The sequence below is a fragment of the Streptomyces sp. SBT349 genome, from assembly GCF_001083795.1.
Taxonomy (GTDB): domain Bacteria; phylum Actinomycetota; class Actinomycetes; order Streptomycetales; family Streptomycetaceae; genus Streptomyces.
Genome location: NZ_LAVK01000081.1, coordinates 1 through 24,490 on the forward strand (window position 1 = coordinate 1; position 24,490 = coordinate 24,490).

Annotated in this window: 24 protein-coding genes and 1 pseudogene; 13 read left to right on the top strand and 12 right to left on the bottom strand. The window is 73.3% G+C overall.

The window, feature by feature from the left end:
• The 3 genes and pseudogenes from ADY01_RS12810 to ADY01_RS12820 all read right to left on the bottom strand — a co-directional run.
• Positions 1–481: pseudogene (locus ADY01_RS12810) on the bottom strand (hypothetical protein); the annotation flags it as partial.
• 6 nt (positions 482–487) lie between these two features.
• Entirely contained in the window at positions 488–1,564 is a 1,077-nt protein-coding gene (locus tag ADY01_RS12815) for an AAA family ATPase (RefSeq protein ID WP_234320193.1), read from the bottom strand.
• A 96-nt stretch (positions 1,565–1,660) separates the two neighbouring features.
• Positions 1,661–3,763, bottom strand: a complete 2,103-nt coding sequence (locus tag ADY01_RS12820) for a trypsin-like peptidase domain-containing protein (RefSeq protein WP_159001175.1) — start codon at positions 3,761–3,763, stop codon at positions 1,661–1,663.
• Between the two features lie 101 nt (positions 3,764–3,864).
• Here ADY01_RS12820 and ADY01_RS12825 point away from each other — a divergent pair, with 101 nt between their 5' ends.
• The 3 genes from ADY01_RS12825 to ADY01_RS12835 all read left to right on the top strand — a co-directional run bounded on the left by ADY01_RS12825 (position 3,865) and on the right by ADY01_RS12835 (position 5,947).
• On the top strand, positions 3,865–4,071 hold the full coding sequence (locus ADY01_RS12825) for a DUF6104 family protein (protein ID WP_049571003.1): 207 nt from the start codon (positions 3,865–3,867) through the stop codon (positions 4,069–4,071).
• A gap of 87 nt (positions 4,072–4,158) precedes the next feature.
• On the top strand, positions 4,159–5,028 hold the full coding sequence (locus ADY01_RS12830; protein WP_049571005.1) for a DUF4097 family beta strand repeat-containing protein: 870 nt from the start codon (positions 4,159–4,161) through the stop codon (positions 5,026–5,028).
• A gap of 1 nt (position 5,029) precedes the next feature.
• Positions 5,030–5,947, top strand: a complete 918-nt coding sequence (locus ADY01_RS12835) for a PadR family transcriptional regulator (RefSeq protein ID WP_049571008.1) — start codon at positions 5,030–5,032, stop codon at positions 5,945–5,947.
• Positions 5,948–5,988: 41 nt separating this feature from the next.
• Here the strand turns inward: ADY01_RS12835 and ADY01_RS12840 are convergent, their stop codons facing one another.
• A complete protein-coding gene (locus ADY01_RS12840; RefSeq protein ID WP_159001176.1) occupies positions 5,989–8,595 on the bottom strand; it encodes a hypothetical protein in 2,607 nt (868 codons plus the stop codon).
• A gap of 92 nt (positions 8,596–8,687) precedes the next feature.
• Positions 8,688–9,653: a zinc-binding dehydrogenase gene (locus tag ADY01_RS12845; protein WP_049571014.1), complete on the bottom strand. Its 966-nt coding sequence runs from the start codon at positions 9,651–9,653 to the stop codon at positions 8,688–8,690.
• Positions 9,654–9,738: 85 nt separating this feature from the next.
• Here ADY01_RS12845 and ADY01_RS12850 point away from each other — a divergent pair, with 85 nt between their 5' ends.
• Positions 9,739–10,275, top strand: coding sequence for a GNAT family N-acetyltransferase (locus ADY01_RS12850; RefSeq protein WP_049571017.1), 537 nt, complete (start codon positions 9,739–9,741; stop codon positions 10,273–10,275).
• Between the two features lie 36 nt (positions 10,276–10,311).
• Positions 10,312–10,848, top strand: coding sequence for a helix-turn-helix domain-containing protein (locus ADY01_RS12855; protein WP_420715671.1), 537 nt, complete (start codon positions 10,312–10,314; stop codon positions 10,846–10,848).
• Between the two features lie 29 nt (positions 10,849–10,877).
• On the opposite strand, the gene ADY01_RS12860 is transcribed toward ADY01_RS12855, so the two are convergent.
• The 3 genes from ADY01_RS12860 to ADY01_RS12870 are packed head-to-tail and all read right to left on the bottom strand — an operon-like array spanning position 10,878 to position 13,563.
• Entirely contained in the window at positions 10,878–11,630 is a 753-nt protein-coding gene (locus ADY01_RS12860; RefSeq protein WP_049571021.1) for an amino acid ABC transporter ATP-binding protein, read from the bottom strand.
• 11 nt (positions 11,631–11,641) lie between these two features.
• On the bottom strand, positions 11,642–12,586 hold the full coding sequence (locus ADY01_RS12865) for an amino acid ABC transporter permease (protein ID WP_049571061.1): 945 nt from the start codon (positions 12,584–12,586) through the stop codon (positions 11,642–11,644).
• 14 nt (positions 12,587–12,600) lie between these two features.
• Positions 12,601–13,563 (bottom strand): ABC transporter substrate-binding protein, encoded by a 963-nt coding sequence (locus ADY01_RS12870; RefSeq protein WP_049571023.1) that lies wholly within the window; start codon positions 13,561–13,563, stop codon positions 12,601–12,603.
• Positions 13,564–14,070: 507 nt separating this feature from the next.
• Here ADY01_RS12870 and ADY01_RS12875 point away from each other — a divergent pair.
• Positions 14,071–15,267 carry an NAD(P)-dependent malic enzyme gene (locus ADY01_RS12875; protein ID WP_049571026.1) on the top strand — a complete coding sequence of 399 codons (1,197 nt, stop codon included), beginning with the start codon at positions 14,071–14,073 and terminating at the stop codon, positions 15,265–15,267.
• Positions 15,268–15,348: 81 nt separating this feature from the next.
• Here the strand turns inward: ADY01_RS12875 and ADY01_RS12880 are convergent, their stop codons facing one another.
• The gene (locus ADY01_RS12880; RefSeq protein ID WP_049571030.1) at positions 15,349–16,107 is read right to left on the bottom strand and encodes a class I SAM-dependent methyltransferase; all 759 of its coding nucleotides are present in this window, start codon (positions 16,105–16,107) and stop codon (positions 15,349–15,351) included.
• A 98-nt stretch (positions 16,108–16,205) separates the two neighbouring features.
• Between ADY01_RS12880 and ADY01_RS12885 the strand changes: the two genes are divergently transcribed.
• Positions 16,206–16,826 carry a CGNR zinc finger domain-containing protein gene (locus ADY01_RS12885; protein WP_049571033.1) on the top strand — a complete coding sequence of 207 codons (621 nt, stop codon included), beginning with the start codon at positions 16,206–16,208 and terminating at the stop codon, positions 16,824–16,826.
• Here the strand turns inward: ADY01_RS12885 and sodX are convergent.
• On the bottom strand, positions 16,739–17,170 hold the full coding sequence (gene sodX, locus ADY01_RS12890) for a nickel-type superoxide dismutase maturation protease (protein WP_107081716.1): 432 nt from the start codon (positions 17,168–17,170) through the stop codon (positions 16,739–16,741). The two genes, ADY01_RS12885 and sodX, sit on opposite strands and share 88 nt — an antisense overlap.
• Positions 17,171–17,305: 135 nt before the next feature.
• Between sodX and sodN the strand changes: the two genes are divergently transcribed.
• The gene (gene sodN, locus ADY01_RS12895; RefSeq protein WP_049571036.1) at positions 17,306–17,701 is read left to right on the top strand and encodes a superoxide dismutase, Ni; all 396 of its coding nucleotides are present in this window, start codon (positions 17,306–17,308) and stop codon (positions 17,699–17,701) included.
• A gap of 74 nt (positions 17,702–17,775) precedes the next feature.
• Here sodN and ADY01_RS12900 read toward each other — a convergent pair whose 3' ends face one another.
• Positions 17,776–20,079 carry a HelD family protein gene (locus ADY01_RS12900; protein WP_049571038.1) on the bottom strand — a complete coding sequence of 768 codons (2,304 nt, stop codon included), beginning with the start codon at positions 20,077–20,079 and terminating at the stop codon, positions 17,776–17,778.
• A 169-nt stretch (positions 20,080–20,248) separates the two neighbouring features.
• Here ADY01_RS12900 and ADY01_RS12905 point away from each other — a divergent pair, with 169 nt between their 5' ends.
• The 3 genes from ADY01_RS12905 to ADY01_RS12915 all read left to right on the top strand — a co-directional run bounded on the left by ADY01_RS12905 (position 20,249) and on the right by ADY01_RS12915 (position 22,354).
• A complete protein-coding gene (locus ADY01_RS12905; protein WP_049571042.1) occupies positions 20,249–20,725 on the top strand; it encodes an NUDIX domain-containing protein in 477 nt (158 codons plus the stop codon).
• A gap of 274 nt (positions 20,726–20,999) precedes the next feature.
• Positions 21,000–21,413 (top strand): anti-sigma regulatory factor, encoded by a 414-nt coding sequence (locus tag ADY01_RS12910; protein ID WP_049571068.1) that lies wholly within the window; start codon positions 21,000–21,002, stop codon positions 21,411–21,413.
• Positions 21,410–22,354, top strand: a complete 945-nt coding sequence (locus tag ADY01_RS12915; protein WP_234320194.1) for an RNA polymerase sigma factor SigF — start codon at positions 21,410–21,412, stop codon at positions 22,352–22,354. The genes ADY01_RS12910 and ADY01_RS12915 overlap by 4 nt, the downstream gene beginning before the upstream one ends.
• A gap of 54 nt (positions 22,355–22,408) precedes the next feature.
• Here the strand turns inward: ADY01_RS12915 and ADY01_RS12920 are convergent, their stop codons facing one another.
• Positions 22,409–22,840, bottom strand: coding sequence for a hypothetical protein (locus tag ADY01_RS12920; RefSeq protein WP_049571045.1), 432 nt, complete (start codon positions 22,838–22,840; stop codon positions 22,409–22,411).
• Between the two features lie 62 nt (positions 22,841–22,902).
• On the opposite strand from ADY01_RS12920, the gene ADY01_RS12925 reads away from it, so the two are divergent.
• Positions 22,903–23,871, top strand: a complete 969-nt coding sequence (locus ADY01_RS12925; RefSeq protein WP_049571048.1) for a diacylglycerol/lipid kinase family protein — start codon at positions 22,903–22,905, stop codon at positions 23,869–23,871.
• A 334-nt stretch (positions 23,872–24,205) separates the two neighbouring features.
• On the top strand, positions 24,206–24,463 hold the full coding sequence (locus ADY01_RS12930; protein ID WP_049571050.1) for a WhiB family transcriptional regulator: 258 nt from the start codon (positions 24,206–24,208) through the stop codon (positions 24,461–24,463).
• Positions 24,464–24,490: the final 27 nt, after the last annotated feature.

A 24,490-nucleotide genomic window follows, 5' to 3' on the forward strand; every position in this document is an offset into this window, starting at 1 on the left:
CCCCGAGGCGAAGGCGCTGCCCAGCCTGCTCGAACTGGAACGGGCGCAGGGCCCGTTCCAGTTCGAGCAGGCTGGGCAGCGCCTTCGCCTCGGGGACGCCGACCCGCAGGGCGTCGTCGGGCAGCGCCGCGGCGGGCTGCCCCGAGCCGACCGGGTCGGCGTACAGCCGGACGGTCTCGTCGTCGGTGGTGGGCGGGCGGCCGAGGGGTCCCGGCCCCTGAGCCCGGTCGCCCGAGCCTGCCGCGGTGTCCTCGACCGCCGCGCCCCGGGCGGGCGCGAGGGGGACGCCGCCGCCCGCCGAGGGGCGCTCGGAGCCGGGCGCCGCGCCGGCGCCCCGGCCCTCGGCTCCCCCGGGCAGCGAGAACTGCCCGAGCCACAGCGCGTCGGCGAGTCCCGCCCAGTCGGGGTCGAGGCCCGCGCCGCGCAGGGCGCGGATCAGCGTGGCCAGGTCGTCGGGGGGTGGGGGCGCCGGCTCGGACATGGCCGTCTACCTCGGCGGGTCGAGTCGTTGGATCAGGGTGTCGGCCAGCCGGTCCCGGGTGGGCGGCTCGGCGTGGTGGGTGAGGTAGATGGCGTTGAGCAGCTGGTCGGTGGCGAGCTGTTCGGTGCGGGAGCGGTCGAGGAAGCGGGCGATGAGGTCCTCGCCCACCCGGGCCAGCTCGTCGCCGAGGTGGGCGCGGACCACGGTGGCCAGCCGCTCGTGGTCGGGCTTGCCGAGCGCCAGGTGGATGCAGCGGCGCAGCAGCGGCGCGGGGAAGTCGCGCTCGCCGTTGCTGGTGAGCACGACGAACGGGAACGCGTTGCACCGGATCCTGCCGTCCCTGACGGTGACCTTGGCGCCGTCGTCGGTGAGCACCTCGACCTCGGGCTCGCGCTCGGCGAGCCGCTCCAGCTCGGGGATGGCGAACTCGCCCTCCTCCAGGACGTTCAGCAGGTCGTTGGGGAGGTCGATGTCGCTCTTGTCGAGCTCGTCGATCAGCAGGACCCGGGGGACGGCCGTGGGCAGCAGGGCGGTGCCGAGCGGGCCGAGACGCAGATAGCTGCCGATGCCGCCGGGGGCGGCGGGGAACGCGGCGGCCGGGCCGCCCGCCGCGCGGCTGCTGGCGGCGATCTGGGTGTCCTGGAGGCGGGCGATGGCGTCGTAGTGGTACAGGCCGTCACCCAGCGCGGTGCGGCTGACGATGGGCCAGTGCAGCACGCGGCCCAGGCCGAGTTCGTAGGCGACGGAGTGCGCCAGGGTGCTCTTGCCGGTGCCGGGGTCGCCGGTGACCAGCAGCGGGCGGCGGAGGTAGAGGGCCGCGTTTATGATCTCCAGCTCGTCGGCGCTCGGCCGGTGCATCTCGGCCAGGTGCCGGAACGCGCCCAGCCTGCGGGTGGACGCGCTGTCGGTCGCGGGCCCCGGGGCGACGAGCGGCTGGCCGTCGAAGTCCCGCCAGGGCGGGGGCTTGGGCAGTGCGCGGATGCCGTCGTGCGGCTCGCCCGCGCCGCGGTAGATGAGCCATTCGCGGGCGCCGCGCCCGCCGGGGGCGGCGCCGTCCGGGATGCCCGGGTTCGTGTCAGACACTGCCACAGCATGCTCCTCGTCGCTCGTCCACCGTCAGGGCCGCCGGGTGTGCCCCGACGGTACCGGGGTTTGCCCCACTGCGTACCCAGCTCACGATCACAGCGTCTCCAGGGGGTCGTCCGCGCCCGGCAGGGGGCGGTGCGGGTCGGAGTAGAGGAGCGCGAGCCCCCTCGACCAGGACGCCCCCGGCGCGCCGGCGCCCGGCAGGGCGCGCAGCCGCCACACCGCGCCGGGGAGTCGTCCGGCGTGACCGGCACCGGTCACCGTGCGGTCGACCCCGCGGTGGAAGTCCCCGCAGCCCGGCTCCCGTTCGGTGATCTCTCGGCGCCACAGGATGACGTTGTACCCACTCGTCATCACTCGAAGCAGGGCGGTGGGCTCGCCTCCGGTCGCGGGGGTGTGGCACAGGACGGGGACGGTCGCCGGGTCCCGGCCGACGAGCACGTCGGCCTCCGGCAGCGGGCGGGAGCGGCCGTCGGCGCAGTCGAGTATGTCGGGGACCATGCGGCCGACGTGGAGCTTGGCCCAGCGGGCCAGGCGCAGCGCCCGCACCTCCTCGCTGTCCTGGTCCTCGGGAATGGGGTCGGTGCACCGGAAGACGACGGGCCGCTGCTCGCCGAGCGAGGGGCCCCCCGGGGTGAGCGCCCAGTCCTCGGCGGAGAAGCGGAGCAGCGAGTAGGGCAGCGCGATCTGGAGCGGGACGGGCCGGTCCGGCTCGTCGCCGCGGCGGAACGCCTCGCGCAGCGCGGCGCCCAGGCGCGGCGGGAGGTCGCCGGGGCCGGTCTCGCGGCGGCCCTCGTCGATGGAGACGAACTCGCCGTCGCCCGCGGTGTTGCAGACGCGCCAGTCGTAGCGACCGCGCTCCCAGCCGTGGGGGGTGATCTCCAGGAGGACGAACGGGCCCTGCTCCATGCCCGGGTGGCCGTCGGGCGGGCCGGGGTCGAACGACCAGACGTCGGCGAGGGTGTCGGGGCCGGGTCCCTTGGCGCGGGCCTCGCGCTCGCGGAGCCTGGCCTCCTGCTCCAGGCGCAGGGCGGTGCGGAACCAGCGGGGCAGCTCGGCGCCCGCGGCGGTGCCGTCCACCCAGGCGAGCAGCCTGCTCTCGGCGTCGGCCACGGCCGCGCGGGGCCGGTCGGCCGGGCGGGGGCGCTCGGCGGTGGCGGCGTGGACGGCGTAACGGAGCACGGTCCACAGCTCGTTCGTCCCCTCGCCCGCGCCGTAGAGCCGGCCCAGGCCGTCGCGCCAGCCGCGCGGGGCGGGCAGCGTGCCGTGGTAGGGGCGGCCGGCGAGCTCGGTGACCATCTCGTCCAGCCGCCTGGTGGAGAGCGGTGACGGCAACTCGGCGAGCAGGCCGAGCAGTTCGACACGCTGACCGGGGGTGAGCGCGCGGTCCGCGGTGGCGCGCAGGTCGCTCTGCGCGTCGGTCCAGGTGCGCTCGGCGAAGTGGGCCACGTCGCGGTGCCGCTCGGCGTGGTGGCGGTCGTGGGCGTGCAGGACGCGCTGGTACAGGTCGTCCACGACAGGGGCGGGCAGCCGTCGCAACTGGACGACGGAGGTGGCGAGGCCGCCGTCGCGGCCCGCGGAGCGGCGGGCCTTCAGCACGCCGATCACCTCGCCCCTGCGCAGGTCCACGACCGGGCCGCCGGAGACGCCCTCGGGGAACTCGTCCTCGTTCCCCAGCTTGAGGAGGCCGTCGGTGCCCAACTCACCGCGGATGGTGCAGCGCCCGCTCACGTTCTCCGTGCCGTCGGGGGTTTCGAGCCAGCCGAAGAAGGCGACCTCGCTGCGGGTGAAGACCTTGGCGGTGCGCTCGGTGAGCCAGACGCAGGGGTGGCTGACCGGCTCGACGAGGCGGATGAGGGCCAGGTCGGGGGCGGGCCAGGAGCCGCCCGCGCCCTCCTCCGGCTGGGCCCACTCGACCCTGCCGGTCACCGGCCCGTCCACGCCCTGGAAGCTCAGCCCCACTTCGCGCCATCCTCCCTCGGCTCTTCCCCCGCGAAGTGCTACGTGGGCGCAGGTGAGCACCCAGTTCGGAGCGACGAAGAAGCCACTGCCCCAGGGCTGGGAAACCGGCCCGCCCCCGTCATACCCGGCGGGCGCCTCATGGATGCGTACGGTGGCGGCGGCGGCGAGCGGCGCCAGGATCTCGAAGGGGTCCACATCCATCGGCTGTGCGCCCCCGTTGCCCGTCCATGCCATCCGACCCCCCGTCGCCGCGGTGTGCATGCAGGTTAACCGCCAGTACCGACAGGTGCCTATCCTGGGCTTTTCCTTCCCCAACGGCGCTACGGGAGCACGTCGTGTACTTCACGGACCGCGGTATCGAGGAACTCGCGCGGCGGCGCGGCGAGGAGGAGGTCACCCTGGAGTGGCTCGCCGATCAGCTGCGGACGTTCGTCGATCTCCATCCCGACTTCGAGATTCCCGTGGAACGGCTGGCCACATGGCTGGCGCGGCTGGACGACGAGGAGGACGAGGAGGACGAGGACGACGACGGCGCGTCTTGACTTCCCGGGTACGCGATATATCGTGTTGTGAAGAGACGCGATATATCTGCGTGTTCCACCGTGTCCCGCAGACCAGGGGAGGTCCCGATGCCGGGGAAGTCCGAGTCCGAGTGGTCGGTCGACCGGGAGCAGAAGCTGACCTTCGACGACGAGCGCATCGATGAGCTGGAGGTGCGCCTTGTCAACGGCGCGGTGAATGTGGTGGGGACCGGCGACGCGGCGGTGCGGGCGGAGATCGGCGAGGTCGAGGGGCCGCCCCTCGTCGTGCGGCGGAGCGGGCACACGCTCACCATCGCCTACGACGACGTGCCGTGGAAGGGCTGGCTCAGGTGGCTGGACCGCAAGGGCTGGCGGCGCAGCGCCGTGGTCTCGGTCTCCGTCCCCGCGGGCACGCGGGTGAGCGTGGGGGTGGTGGGCGCCTCCGCGGTCATCAGCGGGATCACCGGGCAGGTGGACGTGCGGGGGATCAACGGCCCGGCGACCCTGGTGGGGCTCGGCGGCCTGGTCCGCGCGGACACGGTCTCCGGCGACATCGAGGCCCAGGGGCTCAGCGGCGAACTGCGGTTCAACTCGGTCTCGGGGCAGCTCACCGTGATCGACAGCCGCAGCCCGGCGGTGCGGGCCGACTCCGTCAGCGGCGACATGGTGCTCGACCTGGCCCCCGGCGAACTGCCCACCGACATCAAGCTGAACACGGTCTCCGGCGCGGTGGCCCTGCGGCTGGCGGACCCGCTCAGCGCGACGATCGAGGCGAGCACCGCGAGCGGCCCGGTCTCCTCCTCGTTCACCGAGCTGGGGGTCTCCGGCGCCTGGGGCGCCAAGCACCTGGCGGGGACGATCGGTTCGGGCACGGGCTCCGTCGTCTGCCACACCGTCTCGGGCGCCATCGCGGTGCTGCGCCGCCCCCCGGACCGGTACGACTCCCCGGTCGGCTCCTCCGCGCGTAAGGACTTCTGACATGCCCCCCGTCTTCGGCCACGGCCGCCTCCGCCTCTATCTGCTGAAGCTGCTGGGCGAGGCCCCCCGGCACGGGTACGAGGTGATCCGGCTGCTGGAGGAGCGCTTCCAGGGGCGGTACGCGCCCTCGGCGGGCACGGTCTACCCGCGGCTGGCCAAGCTGGCGGCCGAGGGCCTGGTCACCCAGACCGAGGAGGGCGGGCGCAAGGTGTACTCGCTGACGCCCGAGGGCGAGCGGGAGCTGACCACCCGCGAGGAGGAACTGACCGCCCTGGAGCGGGAGATCCGGGAGTCGGTGACCGCGCTGGCCGCGGACATCAGGGAGGACGTCAGCGGCTCGGCGCGCCACCTGCGGGACGAGATCAGGCAGGCGACCGCCGCGGCCCACGCCGACGGCACGGACACGGCCGCGGGCCGGGCGGCCTGGCAGGCGAAGGCGCGCCGCGCCAAGGAGGAGAGCCGCAGGGCCAAGGAGGAGAGCCGTCGCGCCCGGCAGGAGGCGCGGAGGGCGGAGGAGACGGCGAACGCGGCGGCCAAGCACCACTTCGAGGAGGCGGCCCGGCGGATCCACGACCGCGTCCAGGGGCGCGCCGACGCGGGCGACTGGCCCGGGGCGGTCCGCGAGGGGCTCGACGGGCTCAGCCACGAGATCGGCGGCTGGAGCAGGTTCGTCGAGCACCCGTCGGCGCCCTGGTGGCACGGCGGCGCGACCGGCGAGGCGGGCGGCGCGGACGAGCACCCCGAGCCGGTGGAGGACCCGGCGCGGGAACTGGAGCGGCTGCTCGACAGGTTCCGCGACGACGTGCGCGACGCGGCGCGCGACCACGGCGTCTCGCAGGAGAAGCTGCGCGAGGCCCGCCGCCACCTGTCCACGGCGGCGGCGCACGTCATAGCGATGCTGCGCTCCCCGCACGGCTGACCGCCACGCCCGCCCCGTCCCGGCGGGCACGGCAGCCGCGGTCAGTCGCGCGGGCAGGGGTGGCCGTTCCCCCAGGTGGTCCGCTCGTCGTCGGAGGCGAAGGCGCCGCAGTCCAGGACGATCTCGGGCGTGGTCTCGCTGCCGCGGAGGATGTAGACCGGCTTGTCCCGGGGGACCCGCCCGTCGTCGAAGGACAGCACGCCGGTCACCCCCTGGATGTCCACCTGTCCCGCGTCCAGCATGGCGCGCACCGTCGAGCGGTCGAACGCCGCGTCGTGCCCGTCGTAGGCGGCCCTGGCCGCGTCCGCCAGCACCATCAGCGCGTCCCGGCCCAGCGCCGCGTCCCCGGATGCCAGCGCCTCGGGGCCCGAGGGGGCCAGCGGCCCGAACTCCTCCTCGTACACCTCGAAGAAGCGGTCGGCGGCGGGCGTCGGCCGGTGCACGCTGGGCACCGCGTGCGCCAGGTAGTACAGGGTGAGCCCGGAGTGCCGCTCGACGGGGTTGGTCTCCTCGGAGAGCGCGCTGGCCACGGTGTCCGCGCCCAGCACGGTGATGCGTCCCCCGCACTCCGGGATGGGCCCGAAGTCGCTGAGGAAGGCCGTGAGATCGCCCTCCCTGCCCACCCAGAAGACGAGGGTCGCCGGCTCCTCGACCAGCAGGCCGCAGACCTGCTCGGCCAGGTCGTCGAACGTGGCCCGCGTGCCGTCGGGGCCGCCGGTGCCGGCCGACTGGTGCGCCAGCATCGTGACCTCGCCGTTGGGGAAGGACTCCCTGAAGTCGGAGGCGAGGTTGTCGCTGTAGACGTCGTCGGGGTAGTAGATGACCGCCGCGGCCTCGGCCCGCACGGGCCCCTCGGGGAGCGTGATCAGCTCGGTGTGCTCCAGGAACGAGGCGGCGACCCGGGCCTGCCGCGCGTTGGTGGGCGCGAGCTGGTAGAAGAGACGCGACTGCTCGATGAGCCCGTCGGCGTTGGCGGTCGTCCCCACCATGGGGATGTTGCCGTCGCCCAGGATCCGCATGGCCGCGAAGGTCTCGGTGCGGCTCTCCCCCGGCCCGACGACGCCGATGATGTCCTCGTCGTCCGCGCGCCGCACGATCTCCTCGGCCACCGGCTCGGCGTCCCTGAACCCCGGGCCGCTGTTGGCCAGCAGGACGCGCAGCAGCACGTGCCCCTCGTTCTCGACCGCGTTCTGCCGGATCTCCCGCTGCGCCAGGGCCAGGCCGCGCAGCTCGGCGAAGGTGCCGCTCCCGACGGCCTCGGGCGCGGTCGACTCGGCGGTGAACTGGGCGAAGTGCACCACGGTCCGCACCTGCCGCCCCTCCGCCGCGACGAGGTCGGCCACCGCCCCGTTGGTCTCCTCGATCATGGTGAACAGCTCGTCGAACTCCTTCCCCATGCCGGGGAAGCCCTCGCCGCCGTCGCTGAGCCCCAGGCAGGCGTCGCCGTCGTGGGAGTCCTCGAACTGGCCGTCGGGGCAGAGCGGATCGCTGAGGGGCGGGAGGTCGACGCCCGCCATCCGCAGCCCCACGACCAGCATGACCGGCACCAGGGCGAGGGCGCCCAGCCGGAGCGCCAGCCCGACGCCCGGCGGCCAGGCGGGCACGTCCTTGGCGACCGCGCGCTGCTGGAAACGGAAGCGGTCCTCGGCCTCCTCGTCCCTCGCCTCGCTCAACGGTGGTACGGAGACGGCGAGTTCGAGCGGCCCCTCGGGCAGGTTGGGACCGTCCCGCAGGATCCGCGCCGCGTCGAGGAACCCGGTGGCCTCCGGCACGCCCGACACCCCGGCGTGCGCCACCAGGACCGTGCCCTGGCTCCCGAGCCCCTTGACCGCCCGCCGGTAGGCGGCCACCAGCTCGGACGTGCCGCTTCCGGCGTGGGCGAGCAGCACGAACCGGGAGCGCCGCCCGCGCCACGGGGAGAGCAGCCGGGGCCGCAGGGCCTCGTCGAGGTCGGCGAGGAGCGCCCACAGCAGCACCTCGCCCGCGTCGGCGCCCCACACCCCGCCGGGCGCGAGCCGCTGCGCGTCGGTGAAGAAGTCGGAACTCGGCTCGCCCGCGCGGCGGTTGACCCAGTCCGAGAACCAGCCGCGCCGCCCGCGCCCGGTCATCAGACGGTTCACCCGGCGCCTGAACACCCAGGGGCCGAACCACCCCTTCCAGATCCACAGCAGCCAGGACAGGATCACCCCGCCGGGGCCCTCGTCATCGTCGGGGAGCGGCTCACCCCCTCTGCGCAGCCTCTCCCGCAGCTCGGTGGCGCGCCGGTCCGGGTCGCCCGGGTGCAGCCCCGCCGCCTCGGCGACGCCGCGCAGCAGCTCGTACCGCCGCAGCCGCAGCCGCCCCGTGTGCCGGGGCATGACGCGTAAGTCGGCGGCGGCCGTGGCCAGCAGGCTGACCTGGTCGGCCACGCCGCCCGGCTCGGGCGGCTCGATCAGGGCGTACGGGACCAGCCGCCCGCGCTCCCCCGTCAGCCGGAACCGTTCCCCGCGCAGCAGCGCCCGCACTGAGTCCTCGGGGGAGGTCTCGGTCAGCGCCACCAGGACGGACGGCCCGCGGCGCGGCTGGTGGACGAGTGCCTCCAGCGCCTGGACGAAATGCTGGCCCCCCGGCCACGGCGGCACCGAACCGCCGGCCCTCCATGCTTCCATCCCCCCACCATGCGGCCAGGTGACGGCTACATGATCGTGCTCGCGGCGTCCGTTACCCAAAGGTGACTCCGCCGTGGCCTTGGGTCAGGGAGTCAGGGAGTCAGCACGATCTTGCCGAAGACGGATCCGTGGGCCATCCGCGTGAAGCCCTCGACGGCACGCTCCAGGGGCAGCACCGTGTCGATGAGCGGGCGGACGCCGGTGGAGGCGCAGAGGGAGAGCAGCGAGGCCAGTTCCTCCCGGGTGCCCATCGTCACGCCGACCACCGAGAGTTCGAGGAAGAAGATCCGGTTCAGCTCGGCGGACGGCGGCTTCTGGCCCGAGGTGGCGCCGGAGATGACCAGGGTGCCGCCGGGGCGCAGGGACTTCACCGAGTGGGACCAGGTGGCCGCGCCGACCGTCTCCAGCACCGCGTCCACCCGGCGCGGCAGCCGCGCCCCCGAGGGGAACGCGTCCTCGGCGCCCAGCTCGACCGCGCGCCGGCGCTTGGTCTCGTCCCTGCTGGTGACGAACACCCGCAGCCCGGCGGCGGCGCCCAGCACGATCGCCGCCGTCGCCACGCCGCCCCCCGCGCCCTGCACCAGCACCGTGTCGCCGGGCTTCACCCGCGCGCCGGTGAACAGCATGCGGTAGGCCGTCAGCCAGGCGGTGGGCAGGCAGGCGGCCTCCTCGAACGACAGCTCCGGCGGCTTGGGCAGCACGTTCCACCGGGGAACGGCGACGCGCTGGGCGAACGTGCCCTGGTACTTCTCCGTGAGCAGCGAGCGGCGCTCGTTCGGGCCCACTCCGTGCCCGGTGGCGCCGATGACGGAGTGGATCACCACCTCGTTCCCCTCCGGGTCGACCCCGGCGGCGTCGCAGCCCAGGATCATCGGGAGCGCCTCCTCGCCGAGGCCCACCCCGCGCAGCGTCCAGAGGTCGTGGTGGTTGAGCGAGGCGGCGCGGACGTCGACCACCGTCCAGTCCGGAGGCAGGTCGCGCGGCTCGGGCCGGTCGCCGAGCTCCAGTGCTTCGAGCGGGTGGTCCTGGTCGAAACGTGCTGCGTAGGCTGCGAACATGCCCCCACGCTAACCGCGACGGGCCGCGCCGTTCCACAACCGGCCGTCTGGTGCCACGATATGGAGGCACGGGGAGGATATGGGCATGAGCATGGTGTTTCTCCGGCGGCTGAGCAGGTGGCAGGCCGAGACGGAGCGCGAGGATCTGGGGGACCTGTATGCCGAGGCCCATCAGGACGCCCCGGGCACGCGCCCGCTGACCCGGGACGGGTTCCTCCGCCACTTCGTGGACCACGACGTCCAGCAGCCCGACTTCGACCTGGTGGTGGCGGGCGACCCGGCACTGGTCGGCTGCGCCTACGGCTTCCGGGCCGACCGGGGCGGCCGGTGGTGGGACTCGTTCGTCGGCGTGCCCCTGGAGATCGACGAACTGACCGTGGCACGGCAGGTGTTCGTGGTCGCCGGGCTGATGGTCCCGGCGCGGCGGCGGAGAGAGGGGATCGCGACCCGGCTCGGCGACCGGCTGCTCTCCCGTTCCACCGCGGCCCTGTCGCTGGCCGTGCTGTCCCCGGGGAACGCCCCGGCCCGCGGGCTGTACCAGTCCTGGGGCTGGTCCAAGGCCGGGCAGCTGACCCCGCGCGACGGGGACACGCCCCTGGAGGCGTGGGCCAAACGGCGCTGAGCGCGGGCCGGACCCGCCACGCCGACCGTGTCAGCCGTGTCAGCCGTGCAGCGTCAGGCCCTTGGTGACCCGGTCCACGGCGTTGCGCGGCCCGAACAGGCCGAGCCCCGCCAGCCGCAGCTTCTCCGCCCCGACGGCGCGGGCGGGTCGGGCGGCTCGGACGCGCTGGCCCTCGACGAGCGGCTGACCGCGGCCGTGACCGCGATGGTGGGCACCGCGGCGACGCGCCCCCTCCGCGCCGGGCGGCCGGCGGAGGGCGCCGCGGTGGCCAGGGCCCGCGCGCTGCTGGGTGACGCCTTCGCCGAGGACATCGGCGCGGACCGGCTGGCCGCCGAGGCGGGGTGCAGCAGGTTCGCGCTCTACCGCGCGTTCCGGGCGGCGTACGGCATGGCGCCGAGCGACTACCAGCGCCTGCTGCGGCTGCGTGCCGCGCGCCGCCTGCTGGCGCGCGGCACGGGCCCGGCCCAGGCGGCGGCCCTGAGCGGCTTCGCCGACCAGAGCCACCTGCACCGGTGGTTCGTGCGCGCCTACGGCATCACCCCGGCCGCCTACCGCCGCGCGGGCGGCGGCTGACGGGCGGCGTCCGGCGTTCGGCGAAACGCCTACAGCACCTTGGAGAGGAACGCCCGGGTGCGCTCGTGCCGCGGATCGGTCAGGACCTCCCGGGGGCGGCCGGACTCGACCACGACGCCCTCGTCCATGAAGACCAGCGAGTCGCCGACCTCGCGGGCGAAGCCCATCTCGTGGGTGACGACGATCATCGTCATCCCGTCCTCGGCGAGGCCGCGCATCACGTCGAGCACCTCGCCGACGAGCTCGGGGTCGAGCGCCGAGGTGGGCTCGTCGAAGAGCATCAGCTTGGGGTCCATGGCCAGCGCCCGCGCGATCGCGACGCGCTGCTGCTGGCCGCCGGAGAGCTGGGACGGATAGGTGTTCATCCGGTCCGCGAGCCCGACGCGGGCGAGCAGCTGCTCGGCCCGCTCCCTGGCCTCGGCCCGCCGGACGCCCTTGACCTGGACCGGCGCCTCCATGACGTTTTCGGCCGCGGTCATGTGCGGGAAGAGGTTGAAGCGCTGGAACACCATGCCGATGTCCCGCCGCTGGGCGGCGACCTCGCGCTCCCTCATCTCGTACAGCTTGTTGCCCCGCTGCCGGTAGCCGACCAGGTGGCCGTCCACCCACAGGCGGCCGGCGCTGATCTTCTCCAGGTGGTTGATGCAGCGCAGGAAGGTGGACTTGCCCGACCCGGACGGGCCGACGACGCAGAACACCTCGCCCGTCCTCACCTCCAGGTCGATGCCCCGCAGGACCCGGACCGCGCCGAACGACTTGTGGACCTGCTCGGCCCTCACCATCGGGTGGCCACTCATACCGTCACCCCTCCCACGCGGCTCTTCGTCCTGAAACTGCCGAGCTGGGCCCGGACGCGCTGCAACGGGGTGGGCGGCTGCGCGCGGTCGGAACCCTTGGCGTAGTGCCGCTCCAGGTAGTACTGGCCGATGCTGAAGACCGTGGTGAGGATCAGGTACCACACGGTCGCCACCAGCAGGAGCTCCATCACCGCGAGGTTGCGCGAGCTGATGGTGTCCTGCGCGCGGAACAGCTCGGTGTAGTTGATCGCGTAGACCAGCGAGGAGGTCTTGAGCATGTTGATGAACTCGTTGCCCGTGGGCGGGATGATCACGCGCATCGCCTGCGGCAGCACGATGCGGCGCATGGTCTTGCCACCGTTCATGCCCAGCGCGTGCGCCGCCTCGGTCTGCCCGTGGTCGACGGAGAGGATCCCGGCCCGCGCGATCTCCGCCATGTAGGCGGCCTCGTTGAGGCCGAGCCCGAGCAGGGCGGCGAGGAACGGCGTCATGACGTCGTTCATCTCATCCTTGTAGAACCCGAGGTTCAGCGTCTCGAAGACGAACGACAGGTTGAACCAGAGGAAGAGCTGCACGAGCACCGGGGTGCCGCGGAAGAACCAGATGTAGCCCCAGGCGACGCTGGAGAGCACCGGGTTGTCCGAGAGGCGCATCACCGCGAGGAGCATGCCGAGCACGACGCCGATCAGCATCGAGAGCAGCGTGATCCACAGGGTCTTGGCCGCGCCCTCGACGATGGTGTCGTACGTCAGGTACTCGCCGACCACGTCCCAGTTGACGTTGGCGTTCACGAAGGCCAGGACCAGCGCGGCCAGCAGGGCGACCACGGCCACGGCGCTGACCCAGCGGCCCCAGTGGCGCAGCGGAACGGCCTTGATGGCCCCGGGCGGCACCCCGTCGCGGGGCGCCGGGACGGGTGCGGTTGAGGGAGTCTTCTCCACGTCAGGCACGAGGGTCACTCACCGGCGTTGACGGTGGCCTCTTCGATGGCCCCGGCCTCGGCGTTCCACTCGGCCAGGATGTCGGCGTAGGTGCCGTTGTCGATGATCTCCTGCATCGCCGCCTGGAGGGCGTCGCGCAGCTCCGTCTCCTCCTTGGGCACCGCGATGCCGTAGGGGGCGGCGTCGATCTGGTCGCCGGTCACCTCGAACAGCTCGCCGCCGCCGGCGGTCAGCTCGTTGTAGAGGGCCACCGGGTAGTCGGTGATGACGGCCTGGGCGCGGCCGTTCTGGAGGGCGGTGATCGAGTCCGAGTCCACGTCGTTGATCATGGTCTCGATCGGCTCGTCGCACGCCTCCTGCTGCGCCTCTATGAGGGCCTCGTTGGCGGTGCCCTGCTGGGCGGCGACGGTCAGCCCGCAGAGGTCGTCCTGCGACTGGATGCCCTCGGGGTTCCCGGCCTCGACGAGGATGGCGGAGCCCGCCTGGAAGTAGTTGACGAAGTCGGCGCCGCCGCCCTCGGCATCGGCGCTCGCGCCCTGCTGCCGCTCGGCGGTGTCGGTCATCGCCGACATGATCACGTCGTAGCGGCCATTGTTCATGCCGAGGATCAGGCCGTCGAAGGTGCCGTTCTCGAAGGTGAACTCGACGCCCAGGACCTCGCCGAGCGCCGCCCCGATGTCCGGGTCGATGCCCGCGATCTCGTCGTTCTCGTCGATGAACTCGATGGGGGCATAGGCGATGTCGGAGCCGACCGTGATCTCCCCGGCGTCCCTGATCTCCTGCGGCAGCAGGTCGGCCGCGCCCCCGGTGCCGCCCTCGTCCCCGCCGGACGAGCCCTCGGCGGAGCTCTCGCCGCCGTCGTCGCCGTTGCCCGCGTCGTCGGTCTGGTCTCCGCACGCGCTCAGCAGCAGCGCGCCTGCGGCGACGAACGCGCCGACCGCGGCGAGGCGGGAGCGGCGGGTGGTGCTGGCGATCATGGCGTGATCCTCCTGGGGTGGCGGAAGGTCCGAGGGGGGTCGGGCACGCGTCTTCGAGTGTCACGACTGAGTGCAATTTCCGTGCGAGGCATCCTGCCACCCGAACGGGTTCCTCCGGTTACCCGGTACGTCAAGATCGGATAACGGACATCCCGTACCGGTCACCGGGGGTGAACAAGTCACCAGCCCTGAAGCGCGCCTTAAGCAGCGGTGAGAGATCCCTCACGCCACCCCGGATTCCGGGCCGGGCTCTGGTCACCCTCAAGGGCCCGGCCCCACCCTGGACGAGCCGGAGGTCGCTGCGTTCACGAACCGGTTACCGAATGCGCTCGTTCCCCGGGTGCCCGATCAGGTAGAACCATCCGATACACCCCTCACCCGGGGCCTGGGCGCGTGTGCGACGCGTCCGGCGTCCGCAGCCCACCCTCGCGGACGCGGTTCCCGCACGACTCCCGACCGGGAGGCGGCTCACCCTCAACCCGAGATTGCGACAAAGGGGTTCAATCAGTGGCATCGGACATCGTCAATCCGAGTAACGACCTGGCGGACGCGGGGATCGATCCCGCCTTCGCGCTGCACCGCGGGGGCAAGCTGGCGGTCCGGGCAACCGTCCCCGTCCGGAACGCGGAGGAGCTGTCCCTCGCCTACACGCCCGGCGTGGCCCGCGTCTGCTCGGCGATCGCCGAGCGGCCCGAGCTCGTGCACGAGTACACCTGGAAGTCCCAGGTGGTCGCGGTGGTAACGGACGGCAGCGCGGTCCTCGGCCTCGGCGACATCGGCCCGGAGGCGTCGCTGCCCGTGATGGAGGGCAAGGCGATCCTCTTCAAGCAGTTCGGCGGCGTGGACGCGGTGCCGGTCGCGCTCGACTGCCGCGACACCGACGAGATCGTGGAGACCGTGGCCCGCATGGCCCCCTCGTTCGGCGGGGTCAACCTGGAGGACATCTCGGCACCCCGCTGCTTCGAGATCGAGCGCAAGCTCCAGGAGCGCGTCGACATCCCGGTCTTCCACGACGACCAGCACGGCACCGCGGTGGTCACGCTCGCGGCGCTGCGCAACGCGGCCCGTCTCACCGGCCGCGCGATGGGCGACCTGCGGGTGGTGATCTCGGGCGCGGGCGCGGCCGGGGTCGCCATCGCCAAGATCCTGCGGGGCGCGGGCGTCGGCGACATCGTCGTCTGCGACCGCAAGGGCATCGTCTCCGGCGACAGGACCGACCTGACCGACGTCAAGCGGGAGCTGGCGTCGATCACCAACGGCGCCGGGCTGAGCGGCTCGCTGGCCGCGGCGCTCGACGGCGCCGACGTCTTCGTGGGCGTCAGCGGCGGAACGGTCCCCGAGGCCGCGGTCGCGAAGATGGCGCCGGACGCGTTCATCTTCGCCATGGCCAACCCCGACCCGGAGATCCACCCGGAGATCGCGGCCCGCTACGCCTCCGTGGTGGCCACCGGGCGCAGCGACTACCCGAACCAGATCAACAACGTGCTGGCGTTCCCCGGCATCTTCGCCGGGGCGCTGTCGGTGCGGGCCTCCCGGATCACGGAGGGGATGAAGCTGGCCGCGGCCGAGGCGCTGGCGGCCGTGGTCAGCGACGAGCTCACGCCCTCGTGCGTGATCCCCTCCCCGTTCGACGAGCGCGTCGCCCCCGCGGTGTCCAGGGCGGTCGCCGAGGCCGCCCGCGCGGAGGGCGTGGCCCGCGCCTGACCCCGCGCCCGCCCATGGGCCGGGCCCGCACCCCGCGGGGTGCGGGCCCGGCGGCCGCGGGGCGCGCACCCGCCCGGCGGCTCAGCGCAGGGCGAGGACCACCGAGTCGGTCAGGGAGGTCCAGGCGAGGCGGGCCTCGGCGAAGCCCGCCGACCGCAGGGTCTCCAGGTGCCAGCCCGCGGAGGGGGCCTGCCCCTCGGAGTGGTCGCCCGTCGTCGGGTCGCCGATGAGCCGGAAGCGCTCGGCCGCGAGCTCCGCCAGCTCGGGGGCCGCGGCCACCGCCTGCCACCACTGGGCCCAGTCCTGGACGCCCTCGCCCCTCTCCCTGGCCTGCCGCGCCCTGGTGAACGCCCGCTCCGCCTCGGTGATGCGCGGGGTGGAGGCGTCCGGCATGTGGTCGGCGTTCAGGAACACGCCCCCCGGGCGCACCAGCGTGGCCAGCCGCCCGTACAGCGTCCCCAGGGCGTCCGCCGTGAGCCAGTGGAGCGCGGTGGCGGTGAGCACCGCGTCATAGGAGTCGTACGGCAGCCGCTCCGCCCAGGCCGGATCCGTCAGGTCGGCCGTGACGAACGAGACCCGCTGCTCGTCCACGAACGTGCCCCGGGCGATCGCCAGCAGCGCCGGGTCCAGGTCGACGCCGGTGGAGACCGCGCCGGGGAACCGCCGCAGCAGCCGGCCCGAGATGCTGCCCGTGCCGCACGCCAGGTCGAGGACCCGCGGCTTGTCCCCCACCAGCGCCTCGACGGCGTCCAGCATCACGCGGAACCGCTCCTCGCGGTCCGGCAGGTACCACTCCTGCTGCCGGTCCCAACTCCTCTGCCAGCCCTGCCAGTCCACCATGTCCGCTCCTTGACACTCCCTCGAAGTAAGAGACACTCACCATGAGCACCCCTTACTAGTACGCTGCTGACCATAGCCCGATCCGGTAAGGAACACAATTGGAACTGACCTATTACTCCGACTTCGCCGTGCGCCTGGTGAACACCGAGGAGCCCGAACGCGGCACCGACAGCCTCACCTCGGTGGACGCGGTGCGCGGGCTGTTCGGGGAGGCCCAGCACGCCGCCCGCCGGGCGGGCGAGGCGGACGTGACCCGGCTGCGCGGCGTGCGGGCCAGGCTCCGCGCGGTCTTCTCGGCGGCGGCGGAGGGCGACGAGGTCCGGGCCGTCGACCTGCTGAACGCCCTGCTGCTGGAGTACCCGGCCAGCCCTCAGATCTCTGGCCACGACTACCTGGACGAGGCGGGGCGCCCGCGCTGGCACCTGCACCTGGCCGAGCACCCCTCCAGCGCGACCGCCGGCTATGCGGCCATCGCCTGCATGGGCCTGGCCTTCCAGCTGACGGACCTGGGCGTGGACCGGCTCGGCGTCTGCGAGGCGCCGCCCTGCCGCAACGCCTATATCGACACGTCGACCAACCGGTCCAAGCGGTACTGCTCCGACCGGTGCGCCACCCGCGCCAACGTCGCCGCCTACCGCGCCCGGAAGCGCCGCGAACGGAGCCTCAGCGGCCGGACCGAGGACGGCAGCCCGGACAGCGCGGGCACCCGGGAGCCCTGAGCCCCGGCCCGCAGCGGCGGGCGCAGCCGCAGCAGCGCCCTGGCGACCACCAGCCCGTCCGGCACCGCGCCGAACTCCCTGCTGTCGTTGGTCACCTCGGGGTTGTCCCCGACCACCCACCAGCCGCCGCCGCGCCGCTCCACCGCGCGTTTGACGATCAGCAGGTCGTGCTGGAACGGATGGCGCAGCACGACCACGTCACCGGCCCGCACGCGGGCGCCGTAGCTCAGCAGCAGCCGGTCCCCCGGCCGCAGCGTGGGCAGCATCGAGGGGTTGTAGACCTCGGCCAGCCCCAGCCTCATCGTTCTCCTCACGATTCCGGGTACACGGGCACGCATGCCCATGGTCCGCCACCGGACCCAGTCAAGCATTGGACTTTTGGCCTAAGCCCCGCCGCACGGCCCGAGTCCGCCGAGAAAACCCGCCCTGCACGGAGTAATGTCGCCAGCGAGAAGACGATCACGAGGAAGGACGGCTTCATGCTCTCCCGCCTGTTTGCCCCGAAGGTCATGGTCAGTGCGCACTGCGACCTCCCGTGCGGCGTCTACGACCCCGCTCAGGCCCGGATCGAGGCCGAGTCGGTCAAGGCCATCCAGGAGAAGTACCAGGCGAACGACGACCCGAACTACCGCACCCGCGCGACCTTCATCAAGGAGGAGCGGGCCGAGCTGGCGAAGCATCACGTCTCGGTCCTGTGGAGCGACTACTTCAAGCCTCCGCACTTCGAGAAGTACCCCGAGCTGCACCAGCTGGTGAACGACACCCTCAAGGCGCTCAGCGCCGCGAAGGGCTCCACCGACCCGGCGACCGGCCAGAAGGCGCTGGACCACATCGCCCAGATCGACAAGATCTTCTGGGAGACCAAGAAGGGCTGACCCGGCGACACCCCGCCAGGGGTGCCGGCCACCACCCGCGGTCCGACGGCCGCCCGCCTCCCCGTACTCCGGGGTCAGGGGGCGGCCGTCGCGCTGTCCGCCTCGCCGCCGTCCGCCTCGCCCCCGGTGAACGGGACCAGGTCGCGCAACGGTCCGGGCAGCGGGCCCGCGTGAACGACGCCCAGGCGCCGGGTGGGTCGGGTGAGGGCCACATAGAGGTCGTTCAGCCCGCGAGGCGACGCGGCCACGATGCCCGCCGGATCGGCCACCACCACCGCGTCGAACTCCAGGCCCTTGGCCCGGCGCGGGTCGAACACCTCGACGCGCTCCGCCCCTTCGTCCGCCAGGGCGGCGGCGACGGCGGCCACCAGCGGCTCGGGGGCGACGACGGCGACCGTGCCGTCCCGGACGCGGTCGCGTTCCCCGGCGGCGAGCCGGGCCGCCGTAGCGGGGAGCTCACCGGGCGCCGCGGCGACGCGCCAGGGCCGCACCTCGGTGGCGCGGACCGCGCGGGGCGCCCGCCGGGCGGGGTCGATGTGGCGCAGCACGCCGTCGGCGACGGCCGCGATCTCCGCGGGCAGGCGGTAGTTGACGGTCAGCTCGGCCCCCCGCCACCGCGTCCCCACATGCGGCGCGAGCACCCGCTCCCACGAGGCCGCACCCGCCGGATCCCCCGTCTGGGCGATGTCCCCGACGACCGTCATGGAACGGGCCGGGCAGCGCCGCATCAGCACGCGCCACGCCATCGCCGACAACTCCTGGGCCTCGTCGACCACGACATGGCCGAACGCCCAGGTCCGGTCGGCGGCGGCCCGCTCGGCGGGGGTGCGGTGGTCGGCCTCCACGTGCCGCTCGGCCAGCCGCTCGGCGTCCAGGAGGTCGAACGCGTGCAGCGTCTCGGCCTCCTCGTCCTCGTCGGCGTCCGTGGAGCGGGAGCCGTAGGCGGTGTCCAGCGCCTCCTGGGCCAGGGTCACCGCCTCGGCCCGTTCCGCGGCGGCGGACTCCTCGGCGGTCCTGGTCACCCGCTCGTCCTCGCCCAGCAGTTCGGCCGCCTCGTCGAGCAGCGGGATGTCGGCGGCGGTCCAGCCGCGGTGGCCCTCGGGGCGCAGCAGCAGCGCGCGCTCCCGCCCGGTCAGCCCGGGGGCGGCGGAGGCGAGCCGTTCCGGCGAGGAGAGGAGGTCGGCGAGCAGCCGCTGGGGCGTGAGGGCGGGCCACAGCGCGTCGAGCGCGGCCAGGACGGTGGGCTCCGCGGCGAGCTCGGCGCGGATGGCCGCGCGGTCTTCCGCGGTCAGCAGGCTGCTGCCGTCCAGCACATCGGTGCCGAAGCGGTCGCCCGCGGCGGCGGCGAGGCCGTCGAGCACCAGGTCGCGGAAGACCGGCCGCGCCCGGTTGTGCGGCAGGCCGGTCCCGCGGGCCAGGTCGCGGGCACGCCGGCAGAGCCCGGGGCCGAGCGGGAGGGCCCCGCCGTCGTGCTCGACGGTCACCGGCTCCTCGGGCACGCGCTGCCGGTCGCGGACGGCCGCGGCCACCACCTCGGCCATCGCGAGATCGCCCTTGAGCCCGGCGGCCTCGGGCGGTTCGGTCCGCTCCGCGGCGACGCCCGGGTAGAGCTGGTCGACGGTGGCCAGCAGCACCCCGGTCTCGCCGAGGGAGGGCAGCACGTCGCCGATGTACCGCAGGAACGTGGCGTTGGGGCCGACGACGAGCACCACGCTCCGGGCGAGCCGTTCGCGCCGGGTGTACAGCAGATAGGCGGCGCGGTGCAGGGCGACGGCGGTCTTGCCCGTGCCGGGACCGCCCTGCACCACGAGGACGCCGGTGTGCGCGGAGCGGATGACCGCGTCCTGCTCGGCCTGGATGGTGGCCACGATGTCGCCCATCCGCCCGGTCCTCGCCGCGCCGACCGCGGCCAGCAGCGCCGAGTCGCCGAACGGCTCGGCGGCGCCGTCGAACTCCTCGTCCAGCACCCCGGTCACGCGCCGGCCGCTGGTCCTGATGTGGCGGCGGCGCCTGACGCCCTCGGGGGTCCTGGCCGTGGCGACGTAGAACGGGCGGGCCGCGGGGGCGCGCCAGTCGATGAGCAGCGGCTCGAAACCCCCCTCGCCGTCCATGATCCCGATGCGCCCGATATACCGCGCCTCGTCGTCCAGCATGTCGAGCCGGCCGAAACAGAGGCTGTTCTCCACGGAGTCCAGGGTGGCGGCGCGCCGCGCGAGTTCGGCGGCGGCCACATCCCGTTCCGCGAGGCCCTGGTGGCCCAGCCCGGTGGCCACCAGGACGGCGTCGAGCCTGGTCCCGGCCTCGGCGCGCAGCTCGTCCAGCCGACCGTAGAGCCGGGTCACATAGGCTTGTTCGCTGATCTTCCCGCCGGTTGACACGCATCTCCTCACAGGGGTAGAATGCAACTATGGGCCTGGACTCGGTATTTGCCGATTGCCAGCGCCAAAAGGGCCACCTTACCAGGGTGTTGTCGCGGAGCGTGCCTCGTCGTCCATGCGGCGGGGTTTTTCTGTGCGCCCACCCGGGGGGCCGGATTAGGGTGGCCGCATGCCGAGCCCGCCACCCCCCGCCGCAGCATCCCTGACCCAGCTCGTCGCCGCCGTCCTCGTGCACGACCTGGAGACCGACCGCGTCGTGCTGCTCCGGCGCAGCCCGGACGCCCCGTTCGGCGGCGGGCTGTGGGACCTGCCGGTGGGCAAGTGCGACCCCGGCGAGCCGATCACCGCGACCGCCGTGCGCGAACTGAAGGAGGAGACGGGGCTGCTCGTCGACCCGGCCGACCTCGCGCTGGTCCACGTGCTGCACGGGGCCCGCGGGGCCAGGGCCCCCGGCGGCTTCCTCACCGTCATCTTCCGCACCCACCGCTGGCGCGGCACGCTGCTCAACGCCGAGCCCCACAAGCACTCCCAGGCGCGCTGGGTGGGCACCGGCGAGCTGCCCGAGGAGATGGTGTTCTCCACCGACCGCGTCATCCACCGGTGCCTGACCGGGGAGCCCGGGGTCACCCTGCACGGCTGGTCCTGACCCGCGGGCGCGCGGCGGCACAGTACGATCGGCGATCATGGCGGTGTCCGGTGGACAACGCCAGGAAGAAATCAAGGAATTGACGCTTTTCCGCGGCCACAGTACGCACCGGATGCATTACGATGAGTAATGCTGTCGAGCGTGTCAGGCTGGCCCATCGGATCCCGGGCCAGGCGACAGCGTGCCATGGATCGCGGTAGCGTCGCAGGGCGACCAGGGCACCTCGGCGGTGCCCGGGAGCGCTCAATCAATGTGAGTCTCTGTGGAGGTGAGGGTGTCCCCCATCCCAGGTGAGCCCGGATCGCAGGACTTCGTGGAAGTCCGGCTGCCGGCGGCCGGTGCCTATCTGTCCGTGCTGCGTACGGCGACGGCCGGGCTCGCGGCCCGGCTGGACTTCACCCTCGACGAGATCGAGGATCTGCGCATCGCGGTGGACGAGGCCTGCGCGATCCTGCTCCAGCAGGCCATCCCGGGCAGCGTGCTGGACTGTGTCTTCACGCTGGTCGGCGACGCCCTGCGGGTCACGGTCTCGGCGCCCACCACCGAGGGCCACGCACCGGAGCGGGACACCTTCGCCTGGACCGTGCTCACCGCGCTCGCGGGTGAGGTCGAATCGACCGTCGGAGAGGACAAGACGGTCAGCATCAGCCTGCACAAGAAGCGCGGCGCCGCTCCCGGAGCGCCGTGACCGGCGCGCAGGGGCCGCCAGCGGACGAGGGGGCCGAGGTGAACGAGGTGGAACAGGCGGCGACAGCCGAGCCGGCCGGCGCGGCCATTCCCGGCCAGCCCGAGCCGGGCGACATCGAGCCGCTCAAGCCCGAGCCGCTCAGGACCGAGCCGCTCAGGGCCATGCAGCGGCGCGGCGTCCCGAACGCGCAGGACCGGGGAGCGGCACGCGACCTCTTCGTCGAGCTGCGCAAGCTGCCCGACGGCTCGCCGGAGCGCGCCGAGTTGCGCAACAGCCTGGTCAGGATGCACCTGCCGCTGGTGGAGCACCTGGCCCGGCGCTTCAGGAACCGCGGCGAGCCCCTGGACGACCTCACGCAGGTCGCCACGATCGGCCTGATCAAGTCGGTGGACCGGTTCGACCCGGAGCGCGGCGTCGAGTTCTCCACCTATGCCACGCCCACCGTGGTCGGCGAGATCAAGCGGCACTTCCGGGACAAGGGCTGGGCGGTGCGGGTGCCGCGCCGGCTCCAGGAGCTCAGGCTCTCGCTGAGCCAGGCCACCGCGGAGCTCTCCCAGCAGCACGGCCGCGCCCCGACCGTCTCCGAGCTGGCGCAGCGGCTGACCATCTCCGAAGAGGACGTCCTGGAGGGCCTGGAGTCGGCCAACGCCTACAGCACCCTCTCGCTGGACGTCCCGGACACCGACGACGAGTCGCCCGCCGTGGCGGACACGCTGGGCGCGGAGGACGACGCGCTCGAAGGCGTGGAGTACCGCGAGTCGCTCAAGCCGCTGCTCGAGGAACTGCCGCCGCGGGAGAAGAAGATCCTGCTGCTCCGCTTCTTCGGGAACATGACGCAGTCCCAGATCGCGCAGGAGGTCGGCATCTCGCAGATGCACGTCTCCCGGCTGCTGGCCCGCACGCTGGCGCAGCTGCGCGAGAAGCTCCTCGTGGAGGAGTAGCGAAGGAGCGGCGGGCGAAGGGCGGGCGACCCCGGACCGCCGGGACCCCTGGCGTCAGGCCCGGCGCGGGCCGGTGCCCAGCGCCTGGGCCGAGGCCGGGTTGACCAGGCAGCCCAGCACCGCCACCGCCGTGCCCGCCAGGGCCACGGCCGCCACCGGCCAGGGGCCGCCGCTGCCCAGCAGCGTGTACGCGATGGGAAGCGCGAACAGCTGCACCACCACGCCGGGTGCGCGGCTCCAGCGACGCAGCCGCCACAGCCCGTGCCCGGCCGCCAGCGGAAGCACGGCGAGCGCGAGCAGGGTCACCGCGCCCGTCACCGCCTGCGTCCGGTCGTCCGGGTCCCCGACCACCGCGAGCAGCAGCATGACGGCGCCGAGACCGGCGGCCACGGCCCCCTGGATCCCGCAGAGGACGGCCGCCACGGTCACGGCGCGCGGGCGTGCGGCGGCGGCCTCCCCGGCTTCCTCGATGGTGTTCTCGCTCACCCGGCAAGCGTATAGCCCTCCGCCGCCACGCCGACGGCCCTGGCCTGGGTACTCTGCCTTCCATGCGCGCACTTCTCGTGGTCAACCCCGTCGCCACCACCACCAGCGCGCGGACCCGTGAGGTCCTCACCCACGCCCTCGCCAGCGACCTCAAGCTGGAGGTCGCCGCCACCGAATCCCGCGGCCACGCCCGGGATCTGGCCCGGGAGGCGGCCGAACGCGGCTCCGCGGACGTGGTGATCGCGCTGGGCGGCGACGGCACGGTCAACGAGGTCGTCAACGGTCTGCTCGCCGGCGGCCCCGACACGGGCGACCTGCCGCGCCTGGCCGTGGTCCCCGGCGGCTCGACCAACGTGTTCGCCCGCGCCCTCGGGCTGCCCAACGACGCGGTGGAGGCGACCGGGGCGCTGCTGGACGCGCTGCACTCCCAGTCCGAACGCGCCGTGGGCCTGGGACTGGCCTCCGGCACCCCGGGGACGGCGGACGCGGTGGTGCCGCGCCGCTGGTTCACGTTCTGCGCCGGGCTCGGCTTCGACGCGGGCGTGGTGGGCCGGGTGGAGTCGGAGCGGGAGCGCGGCAAGCGGTCCACGCACGCGCTGTACGTGCGGCAGGCGATGCGGCAGTTCCTCGGCGACCCGCGGCGCACCGACGGCGCCATCTCGCTGCTGCGGCCCGGCCGTACCCCGATCGAGGGGCTGGCGCTCTCGATGGTCTGCAACACGGCGCCGTGGACGTTCCTGGGGAACCGCCCGATGTACGCGGCTCCACACGCCTCGTTCGACACCGCCCTCGATCTGGTCGGGGTGACGCGCCTGTCCTCGGCCGCAATGCCCCGATACGCGGCCCAGCTGCTCCGTTCCTCCCGGGAGCGGGGGCTCCATGGGAAGCATGTGGTCGCTCTGCACGATGTGTCCGACTTCACCTTGCAATCGCAGGTGCCACTGCCGTTTCAGCTTGATGGTGACCACCTCGGACTGCGTACGAGCGTGACCTTCACAGGCGTTCGGCGTGCACTGCGTGTGATTGTGTGAGCGGAACCCCGAAAAGTCCTTGTAGTCGAACGTTTAGCGCAGGCTCCACCCAAGGGAAGTAGGGCTGTGAGCAAGGCGACACCAAGGATTCAAAAAAAACTTTCCGGAAGGGGTTGTATCCGCCGCCGAGGTTTGCGAGTCTCTACATGGCGATCGGGACGGCCGAGACTTCAGCCCCCTTGAGAGCCCGAATCCTTCTTCTTCATCCTGCGGGCACGCGGCAAGGGTTCTCCCCAAAGACACCTGAGCACCGGCTCGTTTCTTGTCGGGGGATTCGTGAAAGCGTTCACATTCACAAGCAATGTAACTGCAACGTGCAGGAGATGGAGCAGACATGGACTGGCGTCACAGCGCCGTTTGCCGCGAGGAGGACCCCGAGCTCTTCTTCCCCATCGGCAACACCGGTCCTGCGCTGCTGCAGATCGAGGAAGCCAAAGGCGTCTGCCGCCGCTGCCCCGTCATGGAGCAGTGTTTGCAGTGGGCCCTCGAGTCCGGCCAGGACTCCGGTGTCTGGGGCGGGATGAGCGAGGACGAGCGCCGTGCCATGAAGCGCCGCGCCGCTCGCAACCGGGCGCGCAAGGCCACCGCCTGACCTTCAGGTCGCGCCCGACACCCGCCC